This window comes from Streptomyces musisoli, from assembly GCF_016741855.1.
Classification (GTDB): Bacteria; Actinomycetota; Actinomycetes; order Streptomycetales; family Streptomycetaceae; genus Streptomyces; species Streptomyces musisoli.
This window is the reverse complement of sequence record NZ_JAERRH010000009.1, coordinates 163,062-184,492: the sequence shown is the minus strand read 5'-3', so window position 1 is coordinate 184,492 and position 21,431 is coordinate 163,062. Positions and strand designations below refer to the sequence as shown.

General features: G+C 72.7%; 18 protein-coding genes and 1 tRNA gene. 10 read left to right on the top strand and 9 right to left on the bottom strand.

All coding sequences use genetic code 11. From position 1 onward, the window contains the following. Positions 1-6 precede the first annotated feature (6 nt). Both polX and JK361_RS24045 read right to left on the bottom strand, forming a co-directional pair. Complete coding sequence (gene polX, locus JK361_RS24050; protein ID WP_201821625.1) at positions 7-1,734, bottom strand: DNA polymerase/3'-5' exonuclease PolX; 1,728 nt, start codon at positions 1,732-1,734, stop codon at positions 7-9. A gap of 62 nt (positions 1,735-1,796) precedes the next feature. Continuing rightward, positions 1,797-1,884 (bottom strand) — tRNA-Leu (locus tag JK361_RS24045). A gap of 213 nt (positions 1,885-2,097) precedes the next feature. On the opposite strand from JK361_RS24045, the gene JK361_RS24040 reads away from it, so the two are divergent. The 3 genes from JK361_RS24040 (at position 2,098) to JK361_RS42415 (ending at position 4,779) form a co-directional block, all read left to right on the top strand. Continuing rightward, a complete protein-coding gene (locus JK361_RS24040) occupies positions 2,098-3,423 on the top strand; it encodes a M20/M25/M40 family metallo-hydrolase (protein ID WP_201821623.1) in 1,326 nt (441 codons plus the stop codon). Between the two features lie 158 nt (positions 3,424-3,581). After that, the gene (gene chpH, locus JK361_RS24035; protein WP_201821621.1) at positions 3,582-3,815 is read left to right on the top strand and encodes a chaplin ChpH; all 234 of its coding nucleotides are present in this window, start codon (positions 3,582-3,584) and stop codon (positions 3,813-3,815) included. Positions 3,816-3,933: 118 nt separating this feature from the next. Beyond that, on the top strand, positions 3,934-4,779 hold the full coding sequence (locus JK361_RS42415; protein ID WP_201821620.1) for a chaplin family protein: 846 nt from the start codon (positions 3,934-3,936) through the stop codon (positions 4,777-4,779). 110 nt (positions 4,780-4,889) lie between these two features. Here JK361_RS42415 and JK361_RS24025 read toward each other — a convergent pair whose 3' ends face one another. After that, positions 4,890-5,078, bottom strand: a complete 189-nt coding sequence (locus JK361_RS24025; protein WP_043407302.1) for a DUF5703 family protein — start codon at positions 5,076-5,078, stop codon at positions 4,890-4,892. A gap of 47 nt (positions 5,079-5,125) precedes the next feature. Between JK361_RS24025 and JK361_RS24020 the strand changes: the two genes are divergently transcribed. Then, positions 5,126-5,791 (top strand): hypothetical protein, encoded by a 666-nt coding sequence (locus tag JK361_RS24020; protein ID WP_201821618.1) that lies wholly within the window; start codon positions 5,126-5,128, stop codon positions 5,789-5,791. 90 nt (positions 5,792-5,881) lie between these two features. On the opposite strand, the gene JK361_RS24015 is transcribed toward JK361_RS24020, so the two are convergent. Together JK361_RS24015 and JK361_RS24010 are read right to left on the bottom strand one after the other, a co-directional pair. Then, complete coding sequence (locus JK361_RS24015) at positions 5,882-8,404, bottom strand: helix-hairpin-helix domain-containing protein (RefSeq protein WP_201821616.1); 2,523 nt, start codon at positions 8,402-8,404, stop codon at positions 5,882-5,884. After that, positions 8,401-9,384, bottom strand: a complete 984-nt coding sequence (locus tag JK361_RS24010) for an aldo/keto reductase (RefSeq protein WP_201821614.1) — start codon at positions 9,382-9,384, stop codon at positions 8,401-8,403. The genes JK361_RS24015 and JK361_RS24010 overlap by 4 nt, the downstream gene beginning before the upstream one ends. 542 nt (positions 9,385-9,926) lie before the next feature. Between JK361_RS24010 and JK361_RS24005 the strand changes: the two genes are divergently transcribed. After that, positions 9,927-10,982, top strand: a complete 1,056-nt coding sequence (locus JK361_RS24005; RefSeq protein WP_201821612.1) for an LLM class F420-dependent oxidoreductase — start codon at positions 9,927-9,929, stop codon at positions 10,980-10,982. A 227-nt stretch (positions 10,983-11,209) separates the two neighbouring features. Then, on the top strand, positions 11,210-11,998 hold the full coding sequence (locus tag JK361_RS24000) for a ferritin-like domain-containing protein (protein ID WP_201821610.1): 789 nt from the start codon (positions 11,210-11,212) through the stop codon (positions 11,996-11,998). Positions 11,999-12,005: 7 nt separating this feature from the next. On the opposite strand, the gene corA is transcribed toward JK361_RS24000, so the two are convergent. After that, on the bottom strand, positions 12,006-13,001 hold the full coding sequence (corA, locus tag JK361_RS23995; protein ID WP_201821607.1) for a magnesium/cobalt transporter CorA: 996 nt from the start codon (positions 12,999-13,001) through the stop codon (positions 12,006-12,008). A gap of 61 nt (positions 13,002-13,062) precedes the next feature. Between corA and JK361_RS23990 the strand changes: the two genes are divergently transcribed. The 4 genes from JK361_RS23990 (at position 13,063) to mshC (ending at position 16,572) form a co-directional block, all read left to right on the top strand. Continuing rightward, on the top strand, positions 13,063-13,749 hold the full coding sequence (locus JK361_RS23990) for a histidine phosphatase family protein (protein WP_201821605.1): 687 nt from the start codon (positions 13,063-13,065) through the stop codon (positions 13,747-13,749). 97 nt (positions 13,750-13,846) lie between these two features. Further along, positions 13,847-14,437, top strand: coding sequence for a DUF3090 domain-containing protein (locus tag JK361_RS23985; RefSeq protein WP_201821603.1), 591 nt, complete (start codon positions 13,847-13,849; stop codon positions 14,435-14,437). Further along, positions 14,401-15,225: an SCO1664 family protein gene (locus JK361_RS23980; RefSeq protein WP_201821601.1), complete on the top strand. Its 825-nt coding sequence runs from the start codon at positions 14,401-14,403 to the stop codon at positions 15,223-15,225. Before JK361_RS23985 ends, JK361_RS23980 begins: the two co-directional genes overlap by 37 nt. 117 nt (positions 15,226-15,342) lie before the next feature. After that, a complete protein-coding gene (gene mshC / locus JK361_RS23975; protein WP_201821599.1) occupies positions 15,343-16,572 on the top strand; it encodes a cysteine--1-D-myo-inosityl 2-amino-2-deoxy-alpha-D-glucopyranoside ligase in 1,230 nt (409 codons plus the stop codon). Between the two features lie 158 nt (positions 16,573-16,730). On the opposite strand, the gene JK361_RS23970 is transcribed toward mshC, so the two are convergent. From JK361_RS23970 to glpK, 3 genes are all read right to left on the bottom strand, one after another. Beyond that, complete coding sequence (locus tag JK361_RS23970) at positions 16,731-17,651, bottom strand: PAC2 family protein (RefSeq protein ID WP_201821597.1); 921 nt, start codon at positions 17,649-17,651, stop codon at positions 16,731-16,733. Positions 17,652-18,204: 553 nt separating this feature from the next. Continuing rightward, the gene (locus JK361_RS23965; RefSeq protein ID WP_201821595.1) at positions 18,205-19,818 is read right to left on the bottom strand and encodes a glycerol-3-phosphate dehydrogenase/oxidase; all 1,614 of its coding nucleotides are present in this window, start codon (positions 19,816-19,818) and stop codon (positions 18,205-18,207) included. A gap of 48 nt (positions 19,819-19,866) precedes the next feature. Beyond that, entirely contained in the window at positions 19,867-21,405 is a 1,539-nt protein-coding gene (gene glpK / locus JK361_RS23960; protein WP_201821594.1) for a glycerol kinase GlpK, read from the bottom strand. Between the last annotated feature and the right edge of the window lie 26 nt (positions 21,406-21,431).

The window sequence follows — 21,431 nt, the reverse complement described above, 5'->3', positions numbered from 1 at the left end:
CGCGGCTCAGCTCCGCCCGCCCTTGCGCAGGAACCGGCGCAGCCGGGTCAGCGGCCAGGTGTTGATCACGTCGTCGCGGGTGAGCCAGCCGCGCTGCGCGGTACCGACGCCGTAACGCAGCTGCCCGAGGTGCGGCACGGAGTGCGCGTCGGAGTTCACGGCGAACCTCACCCCGTGCTCCCGCGCCCGCAGGATGTCCGCGTCGCCCAGGTCCAGCCGGTCCGGCTGGGCGTTGACCTCCAGCGCGGTCCCGGTGCGCGCGCAGGCGGCGAACACCTCGTCCCAGTCGGCGTCCACGCCCGGCCGCCTGCCGATCAGCCGGGTCGTCGGATGCCCGATCACATGGACATACGGGTTCTCGCAGGCCCGCACCAGCCGGCGCGTCATCGCCCTGCGCCCCAGGCCGAAGTGGGAGTGCAGCGAGGCCACGCACAGATCGAAACCGGCGAGGAACTCGTCCGGCCAGTCCACCTCGCCCTCCGGACCGATGTTCAGCTCGGTGCCGTGCAGCAGCCGCATCCGGCGGCGGCTGCCGTCCAGCTCCCGCAGCCGCTCCCGCTGGGCGAGGACCTTCTCGTCCGTCATCCGCTGCATGTACAGATCGGGCGCGTGGTCGGTGACCGCGTAGTACGCGTAGCCCCGCTCGGCGGCGGCCTCCACCATCGTCTCCAGCGAGGCCAGACCGTCCGTGAGATCGGTGTGCGTGTGCAGGTCACCGCGGATGTCCCGCTCGGTCACCACCTCGGGCAGCTCCCCGTGCAGCGCCGCCTCGATCTCCCCGCGGTCCTCGCGCAGCGTCGGCGGGATCCACGGCAGGCCGAGCCGCGCGTACACGTCCTCCTCCGTGCGGGAGGCGACCGGCTCGCCGCTCCCGGTGTCGAACAGGCCGTACTCGGAGAGCTTCAGCCCCTGGTGCACGGCGATCGTCCGGGTACGGATGTTGTGCGCCCTGGAACCGGTGAAGTACTGCATCGCCGCACCCCACGACTCCGGCGGCACCACCCGCAGATCGACCTGGAGCCCCTTGCCGGTGCGCACCGACGTCTTCTTCGTGCCCCGCGCCACGACCTCGACGGTCACCGGCAGCTCGCACAACGCGTCCATGAACGGCGCCGACCGCTCCGCCGCGACCAGCACGTCCAGATCCCCGACGGTCTCCCGCATCCGGCGCAGCGAACCGGCGTACGCACAGCGCCGGCAGCCCGTCACCCCGGACAGCTCGGCGACGATCCCCTCGGCGGTGTCCGTCGCCGGCGCCAGCGGCACCCGCGCACCCGCCCGCCGGAGCAGCTCGATGCCGTGCCGGATGTTGTCCTGTGTCTTCTCGCCGAAGCCCTTCAGATCGGCCAGCGCGTCCGCCTCGACGGCCGCGGCCAGCTCGCTCACCGACGAGATGTGCAGATCCTCGTAGAGCCGCAGCGCCTTCTTCGGCCCCAGCGTCGGAATCGTGATCAGCTCGCGTACCCCGGCCGGGATCCTCGCCCGGCGCTCCTCGACCAGGGCGATACGTCCCGTGCGCAGATACTCGGTCACCTTCTCGGCGATGGACCGGCCCACGTTCGGGATCTCCCGCAGCCCGTCGGCGTCCAGCGTGGAGATGTCGGCCGGATACCCGCCGATCGCCCGCGCCGCCTTCTCGTAGGCGCGTGCCTTGAAGGCGTCGCCTCCGGTGATCGCGATGAGATCGGCGTACTCCTGGAGGAGCGCCTCGACCTCGGCGTTGGGCCGGGCCACCCCTCAAGTCTAGGAAGCCGCACCGGCGCATGCGAAAGGCCCCCGCAGAGCAGGGGCCTCGCTGGTGTCCGAGGGGGGACTTGAACCCCCACGCCCGATAAAGGGCACTAGCACCTCAAGCTAGCGCGTCTGCCATTCCGCCACCCGGACAAGGTGTCTGTCGTGCGAGTGCTGCCTTTCGGCGTTTCCCTCGCGGCGACGAAGGAAACATTACCAGGCTTTCGGGGGTGCCTGATCACCCCCCGCTCCCGGGGCGGCTCGCGCGTGAACGGTGTGTGACGGGCCGGGACCGGTCTTGGGCCCCGGACGGCGCCGGAGAGAGGATGGGGGACCACCAGCAGTGACAGCGCGGGAGGAAGCACCGTGAGCGAGACGGACACGGCCAGGAACGTCACCGGCGAGGACGAGGTCGTGGACCTCTGCCGCGAGCTGATCCGGTTCGACACCAGCAACTACGGCGACCACTCCGGGCCGGGCGAGCGCAAGGCCGCCGAGTGGGTCGCCGAGAAGCTCGCCGAGGTCGGGCTGGAGCCGGAGATCTACGAGTCGCACCCGGGCCGCGCCTCCACGGTGGCCCGCATCGAGGGCGAGGACCCGTCCCGGCCCGCGCTGCTGATCCACGGCCACCTGGACGTCGTGCCCGCCAACGCCGTCGACTGGACCCACGACCCGTTCTCCGGCGAGATCGCCGACGGCTGTGTGTGGGGGCGCGGGGCCGTCGACATGAAGGACATGGACGCGATGACCCTCGCGGTCGTCCGCGACCGGCTGCGCAGCGGGCGCAGGCCCCCTCGGGACATCGTGGTCGCCTTCCTCGCCGACGAGGAGGCGGGCGGCACCTACGGCGCCCGCCACCTGGTCGACCACCACCCCGACCTGTTCGAGGGCGTCACCGAGGCGATCAGCGAGGTCGGCGGTTTCTCCTTCACCGTGAACGAGCAGCGGCGGCTGTATCTGATCCAGACGGCCGAGAAGGGCATGCACTGGATGAAGCTGACCGTGGCCGGCACCGCAGGGCACGGGTCGATGATCCACCGCGACAACGCCATCACCGAGCTGTCGGAGGCCGTCGCCCGGGTCGGCCGGCACACGTTCCCGGTGCGGGTCACCAAGACCACCCGGGCCTTCCTCGACGAGCTGGGCGACGCGCTCGGCACCGAGCTGGACCCGGAGGACATGGAGGCCACCATCGCCAAGCTCGGCGGCATCGCCAAGCTGATCGGCGCCAGCCTGCGCAACACCGCCAACCCGACCCAGGTGAACGCCGGGTACAAGGTCAACGTGATCCCGGGCGAGGCCACCGCGCACATCGACGGACGGTTCCTGCCGGGCCATGAGGAGGAGTTCCTGAGCGACCTCGACCGGCTGCTCGGACCGCACGTCCGCCGCGAGGACGTGCACGCAGACAAGGCCGTCGAGACCACCTTCGACGGCGCCCTGGTGGACGCCATGCGGTCCGCGCTGCTCGCCGAGGACCCGGCCGCCAAGGCGATCCCCTTCATGCTCTCCGCCGGTACGGACGCCAAGTCCTTCGACGACCTCGGCATCCGCGGTTTCGGCTTCGTGCCGCTGAAGCTGCCGCCGGAGCTGGACTTCGCCGGCATGTTCCACGGCGTGGACGAGCGGGTGCCGGTGGACGGGCTGAAGTTCGGCGTGCGGGTGCTCGACCGCTTCATCGACGCCTCGTGACGCCCGCCCCCACCAGGGGTGCCGTGCTAATCGGGCAGTCGTACGAGCCGGACTGAGAAGGGTGAATGCGACGATAGGCTCGTAGCTTGATTACTCCTTCCTCGTTGCAGGTGATGTGATCCCGCGCCTTGGGGTCGCATTGCCTACTAGGAGGAATAATGATCAAGCAGGTCGTCGCTGCTGCGGCCGCCACCGGTGGTCTGGTTCTCGCGGGCGCGGGCCTCGCCGTCGCCGACGCCGGCGCCCAGGGTGCCGCCGTGCACTCCCCGGGCGTCCTGTCCGGCAACGTCGTCCAGGTGCCCGTGCACGTCCCGGTGAACGTGTGCGGCAACACGATCAACGTGATCGGGCTCCTGAACCCCGCCTTCGGCAACGCCTGCGTCAACAAGTGACGCCGGCTCCCTGAGGGGCGTCCTTTTACGAGCCGTCGGCCTCGGAGCGCGCGCCAAGCGCTCCGGGGCCGACCGGTCTTCCGAGAACCAGAGCAGGGAAGGCAGGGGGGATTTCAGCATGCGACAGGGCACGCGCAAGGGCCTGATGACCATGGCCGCCGCGACCGGCGTGATCGCCGCCGCGAGCGGCTACGCACACGCCGACTCGACGGCGGCGGGCGCCGCCGGGGGCTCACCCGGCGTACTGTCCGGCAACACGGTGCAGGCACCGGTGCATGTGCCGGTGAACGTCTGCGGCAACACCGTGAACGTCGTCGGGCTCCTCAACCCGTCGGTGGGCAACTCGTGCGCCAACCACGGCGGCGGTTCGGGGGGTCACGACGGCGGCACCGGCGGTTCGCACGCGGACGGCCACACCGGCGGCTCGCCGGGCGTAGGCTCCGGCAACACCGTGCAGGTGCCGGTCGACGTCCCGGTGAACGTGTGCGGCAACAGCGTCGACGTCGTCGGGGTCGGCAACCCGGCCGTGGGCAACGACTGCGCCAACGACGGTGGCGACGGCGGGTACGGAAACCCGCCCGGAAAGCCGGGCCACCCGGGCCAGCCGGGGGAGCCGGGCCACCCGGGACAGCCCGGCCATCCGGGCCAGCCGGGCCACCCCGGGACGCCTGGCAAGCCGGGCAATCCCGGTAACCCCGGCACGCCTGGCAAGCCCGGTACTCCGCACCAGCCGGGCGGGCAGGGCCACCACGGCACGGGCACCCAGACCGGCACGGGCGGGCACGACGCGGCCCACGGCACGTCCCAGGTCGGTGCCCGGACGGGCAGCTCCACCCAGCCCCTGGGCAGCGCCGAACTCGCGCACACGGGCAGTGAGGTGCCGCTGGGTATCGCGCTGCCGGCCGGAGCGGGCGCGCTGCTCGCGGGCGCGGTCCTCTACCGCAAGGCCCGGGCCTCGGCGTAACGACAGCGCCGGGTGACGACGGCGGTACGGCCCGGCGACGAGGCCGTACGCCCGGAACACGGAGCGGGTCCCGCCTGCCGGCGGGGCCCGCTCCGTTCACATGTCCGCACTCACCATGTGGCGCGTACCTGGCGGATGATCCGCCGGCGCAGCCGCACCTTGCGGCTTCCGTCGCGCAACAGGCTCAGTCGGTCCAACTCCCAGTGTCCGTACTCGGCATGGTCCGTCAGCAGACGCGTGGCCTCCTTGCGGGAGACCCCGCGAGGCACGTACACGTCGACAAATTCGTATTCCGGCATCGCATCTATTGTGCGGGCTGGTGCCCGGTACGGATAGCGTCTGCACTATGTCTGATGCTGCGCAGCCCACCGCTGCCGAGGTACGCGCCGCCGCAGAGGCGGTCAAGACCGCGCTCGACCGTCATCTGGCTGCGATCGAACGCAGGTCGGGGGAGGACGATCCGGCCGTCTCCGAGGCGTTCAACCAGCTGGCCGCGGCCGCGGAGGCGTACGACGAACTGCTCTACGACCGCTACGACGAGGTCACGCCCTTCGAGATCCCCAGTGCGGAGGAGGCGCTGCCGCCCTACGCGGGACCCGAGGAACCGAACGCGATCAGCGTGCTGATCCGCCGGGACTACACCGTGGCCGAACCCCAGCGGCTGCTGGCCCAGGCCCAGCGGGTCGAGGCGGCGGAGTACGACGACGGCGTGGACGCCGACGATGCCGCCGGGACCGTCCCCGGGGCGCTGGGCGTCCTCTTCGGCGAGTTCGAGCCGGACGAGATCGCCTCCCGGCACAAGGAGTTCGGTCTGGAGGAGGGCGACTCCACGCTCTGGGTCACGGCGGCGGAGGAGCCGCCCGAGGCCGGGGAGTGGCTGGAGTCACCGTTCGAGCACATCGATCCGCAGACGGTGGTGTGCCGGTTCGACGTGAGCGCCGTGTTCGACGACGAGGAGGACTCCGACGGCGAGGACGACGAGGAGCTGGAAACGCTCGACGCCGAGAAGTGAGGCGTACCCGGCGGTGCCGCGGGCGCGAGGCCGGTACGGCACCGCCGGGTCCCGCCGTCCCGGCGGTTAGCCGTCGCGGAGGGGGAACGCTCAGGTCGCCTGGGGGCGCAGCAGGGTCCGCAGGCGGGTCGTGCGGGGCTTGGGCGCGATCTCCGCGACCGCCCTCGGCAGAGCCTGCTCCACCCCGTGGACCACGGACAGGTGCCGCTCCGCCCGGCCGAACGCCGTGTACACCCAGGACCGGCTGAGGGTCGCCGCGGCATCGCCGGGCAGGACCACGACCGCCGCGGGCCAGCGGGCGCCCACCGCCTGGTGCGCGGTGATCGCCCAGCCGTGCCGGACGCCGCCCTCCACCCGCTCCCGCGGTACGACGACGGGGACGCCCGCGCACGACAGGTGCAGCCCGTCGGCGTCGGCCTTCAGCACCACGCCCGGCACCGTGCGCCCCGGCGCGGGGGAGTAGGCGACCCGGTCACCGGGGTCGAATCCGCCGAACCGGCCCGGGCCGGGGTTGAGGCGCTCCTTCAGGGCGGAGTTGAGGGCGCGGGTGCCCGCGGCGCCGCCGTGGCCCGGAGTGATCACCACGGTCTGGTCCGCCGGCACGCCGATCGCCCGCGGCACCGAGTCCACGACCAGCTGCACCGTCCGGTGCACGGCCTCGGCCGCGTCGCGCACCGGCACGATGACGATCTCCTTTCCGGGCGCGGCGACCTGGTTCAGCTCGCCGATGCCGATGCCGGAGACCAGCTCGCCGATGGGGCCGGGGTCCGGGACACGGGAGACGGCCTGCGGGCAGACCCGGGCCGCGACCAGGTCGGCGAAGACCCGGCCCGGACCGGCCGACCACAGCACGCCGGGGTCGCCGCTGAGCACCAGCCGCGCCCCGTCGGGCAGCGACTCCACCAGCATCGCGGCGCCCTCCACGTCGAGCTGGGGTGCGTCGAGCACGATCAGCAGGTCGAGTTCCAGCGCGCCGTCCGCGTCCCGGCCCGGCCCCTCGGCGCCGGACAGCAGCCCGGCGACCGTGCCCACGCCCTGTTCCGCGAGGTCTCCGCCCAGCTGCGCGGCCAGCCGCCGGCGCCCGTCCGGCGTGTGGCAGACGGCGAAGGCCCGCAGGCCCGCGGCGCGGGCGGCCCCGAGCAGCGCGGCCGGTTCGGCACGGGCCGCCTCCCCGCCGGTGTGCAGCACCAGGCCGTGCCCGGCCACGGCCCGGGCCAGCTCCGCCGCACCGCCGGACACCCCGGCGGCGGCCGCCTCCCACGCCTGCCCGGCCTCCTGGGGCACGGAGTTGACCAGCCGGGCCAGGCCGTCGGCGAGGCTCTCCTCGGCCAGCGCGTACCGCTCCAGGCCGACGAGGACCCGGACCGGCCGCTCCTGCTCCTCCTCGGTGTCCCCGGTGTCCTCGGTGTCCCCGGGTACGGGGGCGCCGGGCTCCTCCAGGGCGTCCTGGAACACCAGCGCCTCGGCCTCGGCGAGGGTGCCCTGCACCGCGGCGTCCGGATCCGGCACGCCCTGCCGGCCCAGCGCCGCGGTCAGCGTGGGCAGTTCCAGTGCGGTGTGCCCGGCCACGGCCGCCTGCTCCAGCAGCCAGACGGTCATCGCGCGGCCCCGCCGTTCGTCGTCAGGGCCGCAGGCGGCACCGAGCAGCGCCCGCGCGAAGCCGTCGGCCTGCTCCGGCCGGACGCCGCCGACCCGGAGCAACTGCCAGGGGTCCTCCCGCAACGCGGTGTCGGCGCCCTCGCCGAGGACCGCCGCGACCTGGGGGGCCAGGGCGTCGGGCGCGCCGCCCTCGGTCAGCACGCGGCCAACGGCCTCCACCGTCCGCGGCGCGGGGCCGCCGGCCGCCACCGGGGCGGGCGCGGGCCTGCGCACGGGCTCCGGGGCGGGGCGACGCGGTGCGGGCGCGGGCTCGGCGAACACCGTGGCCACCGGCTTCTCGCCGCTCTCCACGGCCCGGACCGCCGCGAGCAGGTCGGCGGCCGTGCCGCTGAGCTTGGCGCCGCTGTCGATCGGGCCCTTCCGCTCGGCCTTGCGCCGCTCGATCCGCTCCCGCTCGACCCGCTGCGCGGCCAACTCGGCCTCCGCCTCGGACACCTCGGCCCCTCCGCCCCCCTCCGGGCTGGCGGACACCTCGGCCCCTCCGCCCGCCTCGGCCCCCTCCGGGCTCGCGGACACCTCGGGCTCTACGGCTGCCTCGGCTCCCTGCGGGCTTGCGGTCACCTCGGGCTCTACGCCCGCCCCGTCCCCCTGCGGGCTTGCGGTCACTTCGGACCGTTCGGCTGCCTCCGTCCCCTCCGGGCTCCCGGCCGTGGCGCTCCGCGCGCTCTCCGCGCGGTCGGCGCCGTCCGCGTCCCGCTCGCCGTCGGTGCCGTCGGCCCCCTCCGTCCCCTCGGTGCCGTCGGCCGCCTCCGTCCCCTCGGTGCCCTCGGTCTCCACCGTCTTCCCGGCCGCCGCCTCGCTCGCCCCGGCCGCCACCGGGCCCTCCGCCGTGTCACCGTCGGCCGCGCGGCCCTGCGCACGGTCTTCCCCGGGCGCCGTCTCCCGCCCCGCGGCCCGAGGTGTGTCCGGCGTCCCCGGCCCGGCTTCCTCCGTGGTCTCCGGCTCCGTGCTCACAGCGTGCTCCAGTCGTGATCGGGATAGCGGTGCACGGGCGCCGACACATCGTCCAGCGCCCGGCAGATCTCGTCAGGAAGACTAAGGGTCTCCACTGACAATGCCGCCGTGAGCTGCTGCGCGTTGCGCGCGCCGACGATCGGCGAAGCCACCCCGGGCCGGTCCCGCACCCACGCGAGGGCCACCTGGAGCGGGGTGACCGCGAGCCCGTCCGCCGCCGTCGTCACCGCGTCCACGATGCGGGTCGCCATGTCGTCCAGGTACGGCTCGACGAACGGCGCGAGGTGCTCCGAGGCACCGCGCGAGTCCGGGGGAGTGGTGTGCCGGTACTTGCCGGTCAGCACGCCACGGCCGAGCGGCGAGGAGGGCAGCAGGCCCACACCGAGGTCGAGCGCGGCCGGCAGCACCTCGCGCTCCACGCCCCGCTGAAGCAGCGAGTACTCCAGCTGCGTGGCGGCCAGCCGGGTGCGGGTGCCCGGCGCGGCGAGCTGCCAGGTGGCCGCCTTCGCCAGCTGCCAGCCGCAGAAGTTGGAGACGCCGGCGTACCGGGCCCGGCCGCTGCTCACCGCGAGGTCGAGGGCCTGGAGCGTCTCCTCCAACGGGGTGTCGGGGTCGTAGGCGTGGATGTGCCACAGGTCGACGTACTCCGTGCCGAGGCGGGCGAGGGAGGCGTCGAGCGCGGCGAGCAGATGGCCGCGCGAGCCGTCGAAGCGGCGGTCGGGGTCGGGCACGCTGCCGGCCTTCGTGGAGATGACCAGGTCCCGGCGCGGCACCAGGCCGTCCATGAGCCGCCCGAGCAGATACTCCGCCTCCCCGTCGCCGTACACGTCCGCGGTGTCGACCAGGGTGCCGCCGGCTTCCCAGAACGCCTTCAGCATGTCAGCGGCGTCGTGCTCGTCGGTGTCCCGGCCCCAGGTGAGGGTGCCGAGCCCGATCCTGGACACACGCAGGCCGGTACGGCCGAGATGCCTCTGCTCCATGCGGGCGAGATTACTGGCCAGAACCGGTGCGGTGGGTTGCCTGTGGACAACCGGGCCGATCACCGGGCGCCCGGTGCCCGGCGCCCCGAAGAGGCACGGGGAACCGCGCGCCCAACCACGGACACCCCGCGCCCCGAAACCGCCCCGCACCCCACCCCCGAGCCCGCACCCGGAATCCGCCCCGCGCCCCTCCGCACCCCACCCCCGAAGCCCGCGCCCGGAATCCGCCCCGCGCCCCTCCGCACCCCACCCCCGAAGCCCGCGCCCGGCAAACCGCCCCGCGCCCCTCCGCACCCCACCCCCGAGCCCGCGCCCGGGAACCGCCCCGTATCCGGAACCATCCGAACCACGGTTCCCGGCCCCCGTCCGAACCCGCGGTTCCCCCATCCCCGGCCGGTCCCACGGTTGCCGACCCCCCAGCCGGCCCCGCGTATCCCCTGCCCACTCGGCCGAGCGTTCGCCTTCGGCCCCTGCCCCCGGCACCCGCCTCACGCTAAGGTCGCCCCGACAAAGACGTTACTCATGGGTAAGGGGAATCGGCCATGCAGCTCGGGATCAACCTCGGCTACTGGGGTGCCGGAATGGACGGCGACAACCTGGCCGTGGCGCAGGAGGCCGACCGGCTGGGCTACGCGGTGTGCTGGGCCGCCGAGGCCTACGGCTCGGACGCGGCCACCGTGCTCAGCTGGGTCGCCGCGCAGACCGAGCGCATCGAGGTGGGATCGGCCATCTTCCAGATCCCGGCCCGGCAGCCCGCGATGACGGCGATGACCGCGGCCACCCTCGACTCGCTCTCCGGCGGCCGGTTCCGGCTCGGCCTCGGCGTCTCGGGCCCGCAGGTCTCCGAGGGCTGGTACGGCGTCAAGTTCGACAAGCCGCTGGCCCGCACCCGCGAGTACGTGGAGATCGTCCGCAGGGCGATGACCCGGGAGCGGCTGACGTACGAGGGCGAGCACTGGACGCTGCCGCTGCCCGGCGGCCCGGGCAAGCCGATCAAGCTGACCGTGCACCCGCAGCGCGAGCACATCCCGCTGTACATCGCCGCGATCGGCCCGAAGAACCTGGAGCAGACCGGCGAGATCGCCGACGGCGCGCTGCTCATCTTCCCCTCCGCCGAGCACCTGGAGGAGACGACGGTCAAGTACCTGCGCGCGGGCCGGGAGAAGGCGGGCCTGACGCTCGACGGGTTCGACGTGTGCCCGACGCTGCCGCTCGCCCTCGGCGACGACAAGGACGTGGCCCGGCTCGCCGACACCTTCCGCCCCTACACCGCGCTGTACGTCGGCGGCATGGGCAGCGCCAAGCAGAACTTCTACAACCAGCTCGCCCAGCGCATGGGATACGAGAAGGAGGCCGCCGAGATCCAGCGGATGTATCTGTCCGGGGACAAGCAGGGGGCCGCCGCCGCGGTCCCGCAGGACCTCATCGACAAGACCGCGCTGCTGGGCTCCGTCGACCGGATCGCCGACCGGATGAAGGCCTACGCCGCCGCCGGGGTCACCACCCTCAACCTGGCCCCGGCCGGTTTCACGCTGGACGAGCGGATCGCCTCGCTGCGGGCCGGTAGCGAGGCGCTGGAGCGGGCCGGGCTCGCCTAAGAAAGGTTTCCGCGGCCGTGGTGGGGGCTCGGGGGTCTTCCCCGCCACGGCCGTCACCGGGAACAACGCGCCCGGCGCCGCGCGGTTACGACCCCCGCGGCTCTTCTTTCGCGCCCGCGTGGTCCTTCGTTCGGCCGAGCCGGCCCGCACCCCTGTTGCGTCTCCGTTCCGTCCCCATTTGACTCTTTCTCTGCGGGATCCTGCGGAGCTGCGGAGAGGTGACTGCCATGGTGTCGGCGAAAAGTCTGTTCCGGGAGATCCTCGACGACGACGAGTCCTTCCGGCTCTTCTGCTCCATCGCCGCCGGCGGAGAGGCCCAGGGCGGCTGGGAGAACGGACGGATCGCCGCGCTGGTCCCGCAGAGCGAACGCGCGCTCGCGCCCAAGATCGCCCGGCACGGCGCCGACGAGGACAAGCACGGACGCATCTTCACCGCCCTGCTGAGGAAACGCGGACTCACCCCCGTCCCGGTTCCGCCCGAGACCGACTACACGATGCTCCTGGAACGGCAGGGCATCGGTCTCGCCCACGACCGGCTCCGCCGGGACGAGCCGCTCACCGTGCGGGACATCATCGTCTACCTCGCGCACAGCCGGGTCACTGAACAGCGCGCCGCCGACCAGATGGCGATGCTCCGCCGGCACCTCGGCGACCACCCGGACATCGGCAGGGCCGTCCGCCTGATCGCCGACGACGAGGACAGGCACCTCGCCTACACCCACGAGGAACTGCTGCGCTTCGCCGCGGCCGGACACGGCCGGCTGATCCAGCGCACCCTGCGCGCGTACGCGCTCGCCGAGATCCGCGTCCACCGGGACGTCAGCCTCGCCGTCATGGCCCGCATGGGCCGCATCCTCGGCTGGTCCGGGGCCAGGTCGGCGCTCCTCACGGCCGGCATCCACGCCGCCTACGCCTACGAACGCCTCGCCGGCTGGCACCGCATGGCCTGCCTCGCCATGCCCGCGCACCGCGACGCCCTCGGCGACCCGGCCGCACCCGCCCCCGAGTACGTCTGAGCCGCGCTCACAGCCAGCCGCGCCGCTTGAACAGCCGGTGCAGCAGCACCTCCAGCGCGACCATCACCAGGATCACCGTGGGGTACGACCACACCCAGTGCAGCTCGGGCATGTGGTCGAAGTTCATGCCGTAGATCCCCGCGATCATCGTGGGGACCGCCGCCATCGCCGCCCACGCGGAGATCTTCCGCATGTCGTCGTTCTGCCGCACGCTCATCTGCGCCAGGTGGGCCGACAGGATGTCCGACACCAGGCGGTCCAGGGCCTCCACGGATTCGTTCACGCGCGTGAGGTGGTCGTTCACGTCCCGGAAGAAGGGCCGCGCCTTGTCGTGCACGAAGGGCACCGCGGTGCCGAGCGGGCCGCTGCCGGCCAGGCGGGTCAGCGGCAGCGCCAGCGGCCCGGTGGCCCGCCGGAACTCCAGCACCTGCCGCTTGAAGGTGTAGATCCGGGACGCGATGTTGCGCGAACCGCCGAGTTCCGGCTGGAAGACCTCCGCCTCCAGCTCGTCCAGGTCGGTCTGGAGCTCCGTCGCCACCTCCAGATAGTGGTCCACGGTGGCGTCCGCGATGGCGTACAGCACCGAGGTGGGCCCCTTGTCGAGCATCTCCGGATCCTCCTCCAGCCGGTGCCGCAGCGCCGCCAGCGGCGAACCCTCGCCGTGACGGACGGTCACCACGAAATTCTCACCGACGAAGACCATCACCTCACCGGCCGAGACGGCGTCGCTCTCGGGCTCGTACACGACCGGTTTCAGCACCATGAACAGCGAGTCGTCGTACACCTCCAGCTTGGGCCGCTGATGCGCCTTGAGCGCGTCCTCCACGGCCAGCGGGTGCAGCTCGAACTCCTGCGTGACCAGGTCGAACTCCCGCTCCGACGGCTCGTGCAGCCCGATCCACACGAACCCGCCCGCCGCTCGCGCCTCGGCGAGTGCGTCGGACAGGTCCTCCGGCCCCTCGGCACGCTGTCCGTGCCGGTAGATGGCGCAGTCAACGATCACGCCGCGCATTCTCCCTTCGCCCGCCCACCGTCGCACGGTGGTGTACGCCTACCCTTGCCGCATGCCCACGCTGATCCTCGTAAGGCACGGACGTTCCACCGCCAACACCTCGGGGCTGCTCGCCGGACGGACGCCCGGCGTCGCCCTGGACGAGCGGGGCGCCGCGCAGGCCGCCGCGCTGCCCGCACGGCTCGCCGGACTGCCGCTCTCCGAGGTCGTCACCAGCCCGCTCCAGCGCTGCCGGGAAACCGTACGCCCGCTGCTGGAGGCCCGCCCCGGTCTGCGCTCCCACACCGAGGAGCGGATCGGCGAGTGCGACTACGGCGACTGGTCCGGCCGCAAGCTCGCCGAACTGACGGACGAGCCGCTGATGGAGATCGTGCAGACCCATCCGTCCGCGGCCGCCTTCCCGGGCGGCGAGTCCATGCGCGCCATGCAGACCCGCGCCGCCGAAGCCGTACGCGAGTGGAACGCGCGCGTGGAGCGCGATCACGGCGCCGACGCCCTCTACCTCATGTGCTCCCACGGCGACATCATCAAGTCCCTCGTCGCCGACGCCCTCGGGCTGCATCTCGACCTCTTCCAGCGGATCTCCGTGGAGCCGTGTTCCATCACCGCGATCCGCTACACCCGCCTCCGGCCGTTCCTCGTCCGTCTCGGCGACACCGGGGATTTCGCTTCGCTGGCCCCGCGCGAGGAACCCAGTGAGGGCGACGCACCGGTCGGAGGCGGTGCGGGCGCACCGTGATCGTCGGCCGCAGTAGGGTGAACAGACCCACCCAGTCGTTTTCCCCCATGGCCCGCACCGTTGAGACCCCCGAAATCACGACCAATGGAGACAGGACGTGTCCCGTCAGGTGTTCCTCTACGACCAGCCGGACCGCTTCGTGGCCGGCACGGTCGGACTGCCCGGGCGCCGTACGTTCTTCCTCCAGGCCACCGCAGGCCCCCGGGTGACCAGCGTGGTCCTGGAGAAGACCCAGGTCGCCGCGCTCGCCGAGCGCATGGACGAGCTGCTGGACGAGGTCGTACGGCGTAGTGGCGGCAGCGCCGCCGTCCCCGCCGTGACGCCCACCGAGATCGCCGACACCGCCCCGCTCGAAACCCCCGTCGAGGAGGAGTTCCGCGTCGGCACCATGGCCCTGGCCTGGGACGGCGAGGACCAGCGCATGATCGTCGAGGCACAGGCGCTGGTCGAGCTGGACGCCGACACCGAGGAGGACCTCGCCGAGGCCGAGGAGCGCCTGCTCCAGGACGAGGAGAACGGGCCCCCGATGCTGCGGGTCCGGCTGACCGGCGCGCAGGCCCGGGCCTTCGCCAAGCGCGCCCTCGACGTCGTCAACGCCGGGCGGCCACCGTGTCCGCTGTGCAGCCTCCCGCTCGACCCGGAAGGACACGTATGTCCGCGCCAGAACGGATACCGCCGCGGAGCGTGACGGCCGATCCGAACCCCGCCGAGCTGCTCGCGCGGGGCGAGCTGACCGTACGCGGCCGGATCCGTGAGGCGTCCAACGCGGCGCTGTTCTGCACGGTCGCCCTCGACGGCCGGAAGGCCTCCTGCGTGTACAAGCCGGTGGCCGGCGAGCGCCCCCTGTGGGACTTCCCCGACGGCACGCTCGCGGGCCGCGAGGTGGCCGCCTACGAGGTCTCCGAGGCCACCGGCTGGGGCCTCGTGCCACCGACCGTGCTGCGCGAGGGCCCGTACGGCGAGGGCATGTGCCAGCTCTGGATCGACGTCCAAGCCGAGGCGGAGCTGCTCGCCCTGGTCGATGCCGAGGAGCCGGAGCCGGGGTGGAAGGCGATCGGGTTCGCCGAGGTCGGGGAGGGCCGCACCGCACTGCTGGTGCACGCCGACGACGAGCGGCTGCGCCGGCTCGCCGTCCTGGACGCCGTGATCAACAACGCCGACCGCAAGGGCGGCCATCTGCTGCCCACGGCCGACGGCCGGCTCTACGGCATAGACCACGGCGTCACCTTCAACGTCGAGAACAAGCTGCGCACCCTGCTGTGGGGCTGGGCCGGGGAAGCCCTCCCCCCGGAGGCCGTCGACGCCCTCAAGGGGCTGCGGGAAGCCCTGGACGGGCAGCTGGGCGAGCGGCTGGCCGGGCTGATCACGCCGGCCGAGACCGACGCCACGCGCGCGCGTGTCGACGCGCTGCTCGGCTCGGGCCGGTACCCCGAGCCCAGCGGAGAGTGGCCGGCCATCCCCTGGCCGCCCGTGTGAGCACGGCCGGCGCCAGCCGTGTGAGCACGGCCGGCGCCGGCGCGCAAGAACGCCGAACCGGTCACTCGGCCCGATCCCGTTCGTATACGCGGCTCGGCGCCGGTTAGGCTCATGTACATGCATGCCTGGCCCGCTTCCGAGGTCCCCGCCCTGCCTGGTCAGGGCCGCGACCTGAGGATCCACGACACCGCGACCGGCGGCCTGGTCACCCTCGACCCCGGTCCCGTCGCCCGCATCTACGTCTGCGGCATCACCCCGTACGACGCGACCCACATGGGTCATGCGGCGACCTACAACGCGTTCGACCTCGTTCAGCGCGTGTGGCTCGACACCAAGCGGCAGGTCCACTACGTCCAGAACGTCACCGACGTCGACGATCCGCTGCTGGAGCGCGCGGACCGGGACGGCGTCGACTGGGTCGCCCTCGCCGAGAAGGAGACCGCCCTCTTCCGTGAGGACATGACCGCCCTGCGGATGCTCCCCCCGCAGCACTACATAGGTGCCGTGGAGGCCATACCCGGCATCGTCCCGCTCGTGGAGCGGCTGCGTGAACTCGGCGCGGCGTACGAGCTGGACGGCGACATCTACTTCTCCGTCGAGTCCGACCCGGACTTCGGCAAGGTGTCGAACCTCGACGCCGCCGCCATGCGGCTGCTGTCCGCCGAGCGCGGCGGCGACCCGGACCGTCCGGGCAAGAAGAACCCGGTGGACCCGATGCTGTGGATGGCGGCCCGCGAGGGCGAGCCCAGCTGGGACGGCGGCTCGCTCGGCCGGGGCCGTCCCGGCTGGCACATCGAGTGCGTGGCCATCGCCCTCGACCACCTCGGCATGGGCTTCGACGTCCAGGGCGGCGGCTCCGACCTCGCCTTCCCGCACCATGAGATGGGCGCCTCGCACGCGCAGGTGCTCACCGGCGAGTTCCCCATGGCCAAGGCCTACGTCCACGCCGGCATGGTCGCCCTCGGCGGCGAGAAGATGTCCAAGTCCAAGGGCAACCTCGTCTTCGTCTCGCGGCTGCGCCGCGACGGCGTCGACCCGGCCGCCATCCGCCTGACCCTGCTGGCCCACCACTACCGGGCCGACTGGGAGTGGACCGACGGGATCCTCCAGGACGCCGTGGCCCGCCTCGGCCGCTGGCGCGCGGCCGTCTCCCGGCCCGACGGCCCGTCCGCCGACGCCCTGGTGGAGGAGATCCGCGAGGCCCTGACGAACGACCTGGACGCCCCCGCCGCACTCGCCGCCGTCGACCGCTGGGCGGCCCGCCAGGAGCAGGAGGGCGGTACGGACACCGGCGCACCGGGCCTGGTCTCGCGGGCCGTGGACGCGCTGCTCGGGGTGGCCCTCTAGACACCGGGAGGGTGAGCGCCCCGCGAGCCGCGGGGCGCTCCCCGGCCGGGGCGGGCCCGCGGCCACGCTACGGCCCGAACCGGCACCCCCTCGGGTGCCCGACGAGCAGGCGAAGGGGCGCTTCCCGGATGCGGGAAGCGCCCCTTCGCCGTCGTGCCTCAGTCCTCCGAGCCGTCCTCGTCGTCCTCCCTGGCCCCGCCACCGGCGGCCGGAGGCCTCTGCTTCCCGCCCGGCGGACCGACGTCCCGGCGCCGCAGGTACCGCTCGAACTCGCGGGCGATCGCCTCACCGGACGCCTCCGGCAGCTCGGCGGTGTCCCGGGCCTCCTCCAGCGTCTGGACGTACTCGGCGACCTCGCTGTCCTCCGCGGCCAGCTGGTCCACGCCCACCTGCCAGGCACGCGCGTCCTCGGGCAGCTCGCCCTGCGGGATGCGCAGGTCCAGCAGGTCCTCCAGGCGGTTGAGCAGCGCCAGGGTGGCCTTCGGGTTGGGCGGCTGGGACACGTAGTGCGGCACGGCCGCCCACAGCGACACCGCGGGGACGCCCGCGTGCGTGCACGCCTCCTGGAGGACGCCGACGATGCCCGTCGGGCCCTCGTACTTGGTCTCCTCCAGGTCCATCCGCTGGGCCAGGTCCGGGTCGGACGTGACCCCGCTGACCGGGACCGGACGCGTGTGCGGCGTGTCACCGAGCAGGGCGCCCAGGACGACCACCAGCTCCACGCCCAGCTCGTGGGCGAAGCCGAGCAGCTCGTTGCAGAACGAGCGCCAGCGCATGGACGGTTCGATGCCGCGGACCAGCACCAGGTCGCGCGGCTTCTCGCCGCCGACGCGGACCACCGACAGCCGGGTCGTCGGCCAAGTGATCTTGCGCACACCGCCGTCCATGAAGACCGTGGGCCGGTTCACCTGGAAGTCGTAGTAGTCCTCGGCGTCCAGCGCCGCGAACACCTCGCCCTTCCACTCGCGTTCCAGGTGCGCGACCGCCGTGGAGGCGGCGTCGCCGGCATCGTTCCAGCCCTCGAACGCGGCCACCATGACTGGGTCGATCAGCTCGGGAACCCCCTCCAGCTCGATCACCCAGTGCCTCCTTCCGACGTGCCCTCGCTTGACTCACCAACCTTACGGCGTCCGGCGGGGGCGCCCGCAGCCCCCTTGCGTGGGGGAGTGAACGGATCACTGCCCCGTTCACGGGCCGGGAACACCACCGGTCGGCGGGGAGGCCCGGCGGCCCGGTACGGCGTCGTCACGGCGTGCCGCGCAGCCACCGCTTGACCGACGGCCCCGCAGCAGGCGCGTCCAACCGGGCCGCGAGCACGCCCAGTTGCCCCTCGCCACCCCTGCGGCCGCCGGTGCGGTCGCGGCGGGCTACGGCATCCGGCACACCGCCGGGAACTCCAGCACCGTGCCGGCGCGGTGGAAGTCCACGACGAAGCCCGCCGCCCCGGGACGGGACACGAGCGGAGGAAACGGGCCGGCATGCGGGAGGGGCGGCCGGGAAGCGGGCCGGCATGCGAGAGGGGCGGCTCCATCGGCGTGGAGCCGCCCTTCCCGTGTTCTCCGGCCCCTCGTGCGGGAGGAGCCGCCCCTCATCCGTTCCGGCCCCGGTCAGGGGGAAGGGGCCGGCCGGGACCTACTTCTTGTCGAGCAGGTCCTGGACCTTGGTGCGGACCTCGTCCGTGGCCAGGCCGCGGATGGTCAGCGTGGTGCGGCGACGCAGCACGTCGTCCGGCGTCTCGGCCCACTCGTGGTCACGGGCCCAGACGACCTGCGCCCAGATCTCGGGGGCGTCGGGGTGGACGCGCTCGGCCAGCTCCGGGCTCTCGTTCGCCATGCGGGCGATGTCGAACGCCAGCGAGCCGTAGTGGGTGGCCAGGTGCTTGGCCGTGTCGGCGGCCATGCGCGGACCGGGCGCGGGGTTGTCCACCAGCAGGCGGTGCGCGACCGCGCGCGGGTTGGCGACGCCGGGCAGCGGCAGCTTCTTCGGCAGCGAGGAGATCGGCTCGAAGTCGTCGCCGAGCGGGTGGCCCGGCAGCGCCTCAAGCTTCTGCATGATCGTCCGGCCGATGTGGCGGAACGTCGTCCACTTGCCGCCGGCGACGGACAGCATGCCGCCCTTGCCCTCGGTCACCACCGTCTCGCGCTTGGCCTTGGCCGTGTCGCCGGGGCCGCCCGGCAGCACCCGCAGGCCGGCGAACGCATAGGTGATCAGGTCGCGCTGGAGCTGCTGGTCCCGGACGGAGAACGCGGCCTCGTCCAGGATCTGGGCTATGTCCTTGTCGTTGACCGCGACGTCCGCCGGGTCGCCCTCGAACTCCTCGTCGGTGGTGCCGAGGAGCAGCATGTCCTCCCAGGGGAGGGCGAAGGTGATGCGGTACTTGTCGATGGGGGTCGCGAGCGCGGCCTTCCAGGGGGAGGTGCGCTTCAGGACCAGGTGCGCGCCCTTGGACAGGCGGATGGACGGCGCCGCGTTCGGGTCCTCCATCCTGCGCAGGTGATCGACCCAGGGGCCGGTCGCGTTCAGCACCAGGCGGGCGCTGACGCCGAACTCCTCGCCGGAAAGCCGGTCCTTGAGGTCGGCGCCGGTGATCCGGCCCTTGGTGAAGCGCAGCCCGGTGACCTCGGCGTGGTTCAGCACGACCGCGCCCGCCTCGACGGCCGCACGGACCGTCATCAGCGCCATGCGCGCGTCGTTCATCTGGTCGTCGCCGTACACGGCCACGGCCTTGAGGTTCTCGGTGCGCAGCTCGGGCACGTCCTGCGCCGCCTTGGCGGGGGAGAGCAGGTGGCCGACGCCGTCGCCGAACGCGGAGAGCGCGGAGTAGGCGAAGACGCCCGCGCCGAGCTTCGCCGCGCCGTGCGGCCCGCCCTTGTACACGGGGAGGTAGAAGGTGAGCGGGTTCGCCAGGTGGGGAGCCACCTGGCGGGAGACCGCACGGCGCTCGAAGTGGTTCTCCGCCACCAGCTTCACCGCGCCGGTCTGCAGGTAGCGCAGACCGCCGTGGAGCAGCTTGGAGGAGGCGGAGGAGGTGGCGCCGGCGAAGTCGCCGGCGTCGACCAGCGCCACCCTGAGCCCGGACTGCGCGGCGTGCCAGGCGGTGGAGATGCCCAGGATGCCGCCGCCGATCACAAGAAGGTCGTACGACGCCTTGGCGAGCTGCTCCCTGGTCTCGGCGCGGCTCGGATTCGAGCCGGAGGCCGGGTGGGTACCCAGGGCAGGCACGGACTGCAGGGTGGGACTGGTCATGTCGGGTACTTACTCCTCGTCAGAACTGAACCGAGCCGGGGGAACCGCTCAGTCCTCGTCTTCGAGCCAGCCCATGGTCCGGTCGACGGCCTTGAGCCAGTTCTTGTACTCACGGTCGCGGGTCTCCGCGTCCATGCGGGGGGTCCACTCGGCGGCCCGGCGCCAGTTGGCGCGCAGGTCGTCGGTGCTGGACCAGAAGCCGACGGCGAGACCGGCGGCGTAGGCGGCGCCGAGGCAGGTCGTCTCGGCGACCATCGGGCGCACCACCGGTGCGTCCAGGACGTCGGACAGGGTCTGCATCAGCAGGTTGTTCGCGGTCATGCCGCCGTCGACCTTGAGGGTCACCAGCTCGTCGCCGGAGTCCTTGACCATGGCGTCGGCGATCTCCCGCGTCTGCCAGGCGGTGGCTTCGAGGACGGCACGCGCGAGGTGCGCCTTGGTCACGTACCGGGTCAGACCGGCGATCACACCGCGGGCGTCGGAACGCCAGTGCGGGGCGAAGAGTCCGGAGAAGGCCGGCACGAAGTAGGCGCCGCCGTTGTCCTCGACCGAGAGCGCGAGCGTCTCGATCTCGGCGGCGGTGGAGATCAGGCCCATCTGGTCGCGCATCCACTGCACCAGCGAGCCGGTGACGGCGATCGAGCCCTCCAGGGCGTACACGGTCGGCTGGTCGCCGATCTTGTAGCCGACGGTGGTGAGCAGACCGGCGTAAGAGTTGATGATCTTGGAGCCGGTGTTCATCACCATGAAGGTGCCGGTGCCGTAGGTCGACTTGGTCTCGCCCTCGGAGAAACAGGTCTGGCCGAACAGGGCCGCCTGCTGGTCGCCGAGCGCGGAGGCGACCGGGATGCCGCCGAGCACGTCGCCGAGCTTGCCGCCGGTGACCTCGCCGTAGACCTCGGCGGAGGACCGGATCTCGGGGAGGATCTGCAGCGGCACGCCGATGGACTCGGCGATCTTGTCGTCCCACTCCATGGTGTGCAGGTTCATCAGCATGGTGCGGGAGGCGTTGGTGACGTCGGTGACGTGCTTGCCGCCGTTGACACCGCCGGTCAGGTTCCAGATGACCCAGGTGTCCATGGTGCCGAAGAGGATGTCGCCCGCCTCGGCGCGCTCCTTCAGTCCCTCGACGTTGTCCAGCAGCCAGCGGGCCTTGGGTCCGGCGAAGTAGGAGGCGAGCGGCAGACCGGTCTCGCGGCGGAAGCGGTCCTGGCCGACGTTGCGGCCCAGCTCCCGGCAGAGGGCGTCGGTGCGGGTGTCCTGCCAGACGATGGCGTTGTGGACGGGCTCACCGGTGTTCTTGTCCCACAGCACGGTGGTCTCGCGCTGGTTGGTGATGCCGATGGCCTTGATGTCGTCGCGGGTGATGCCGGCCTTCTCGATGGCTCCGGCGACGACCTCCTGGACGTTGGTCCAGATCTCGTTGGCGTTGTGCTCGACCCAGCCCGGCTTGGGGAAGATCTGCTCGTGCTCCTTCTGGTCGACGGAGACGATCCGGCCGTCCCGGTCGAAGACGATGCAGCGCGAGGAGGTCGTGCCCTGGTCGATCGCCGCGATGAAGGGTCCTGCGGTGTGGGCGTCGGTCACTGTGTGCTCCTGAAAGGTCCGTGGTG

What these genes read in the sequence shown, in the direction of transcription:
- chpH (WP_201821621.1), top strand. Translation starts at nt 3,582, where the DNA reads ATGATCAAGCAGGTCGTCGCTGCTGCGGCCGCCACCGGTGGTCTGGTT.
- JK361_RS42415 (WP_201821620.1), top strand. Translation starts at nt 3,934, where the DNA reads ATGCGACAGGGCACGCGCAAGGGCCTGATGACCATGGCCGCCGCGACC.
- JK361_RS24025 (WP_043407302.1), bottom strand. Translation starts at nt 5,078, where the DNA reads ATGCCGGAATACGAATTTGTCGACGTGTACGTGCCTCGCGGGGTCTCC.
- JK361_RS24020 (WP_201821618.1), top strand. Translation starts at nt 5,126, where the DNA reads ATGTCTGATGCTGCGCAGCCCACCGCTGCCGAGGTACGCGCCGCCGCA.
- JK361_RS24010 (WP_201821614.1), bottom strand. Translation starts at nt 9,384, where the DNA reads ATGGAGCAGAGGCATCTCGGCCGTACCGGCCTGCGTGTGTCCAGGATC.
- JK361_RS24005 (WP_201821612.1), top strand. Translation starts at nt 9,927, where the DNA reads ATGCAGCTCGGGATCAACCTCGGCTACTGGGGTGCCGGAATGGACGGC.
- JK361_RS24000 (WP_201821610.1), top strand. Translation starts at nt 11,210, where the DNA reads ATGGTGTCGGCGAAAAGTCTGTTCCGGGAGATCCTCGACGACGACGAG.
- JK361_RS23990 (WP_201821605.1), top strand. Translation starts at nt 13,063, where the DNA reads ATGCCCACGCTGATCCTCGTAAGGCACGGACGTTCCACCGCCAACACC.
- JK361_RS23980 (WP_201821601.1), top strand. Translation starts at nt 14,401, where the DNA reads ATGTCCGCGCCAGAACGGATACCGCCGCGGAGCGTGACGGCCGATCCG.
- mshC (WP_201821599.1), top strand. Translation starts at nt 15,343, where the DNA reads ATGCATGCCTGGCCCGCTTCCGAGGTCCCCGCCCTGCCTGGTCAGGGC.
- JK361_RS23965 (WP_201821595.1), bottom strand. Translation starts at nt 19,818, where the DNA reads ATGACCAGTCCCACCCTGCAGTCCGTGCCTGCCCTGGGTACCCACCCG.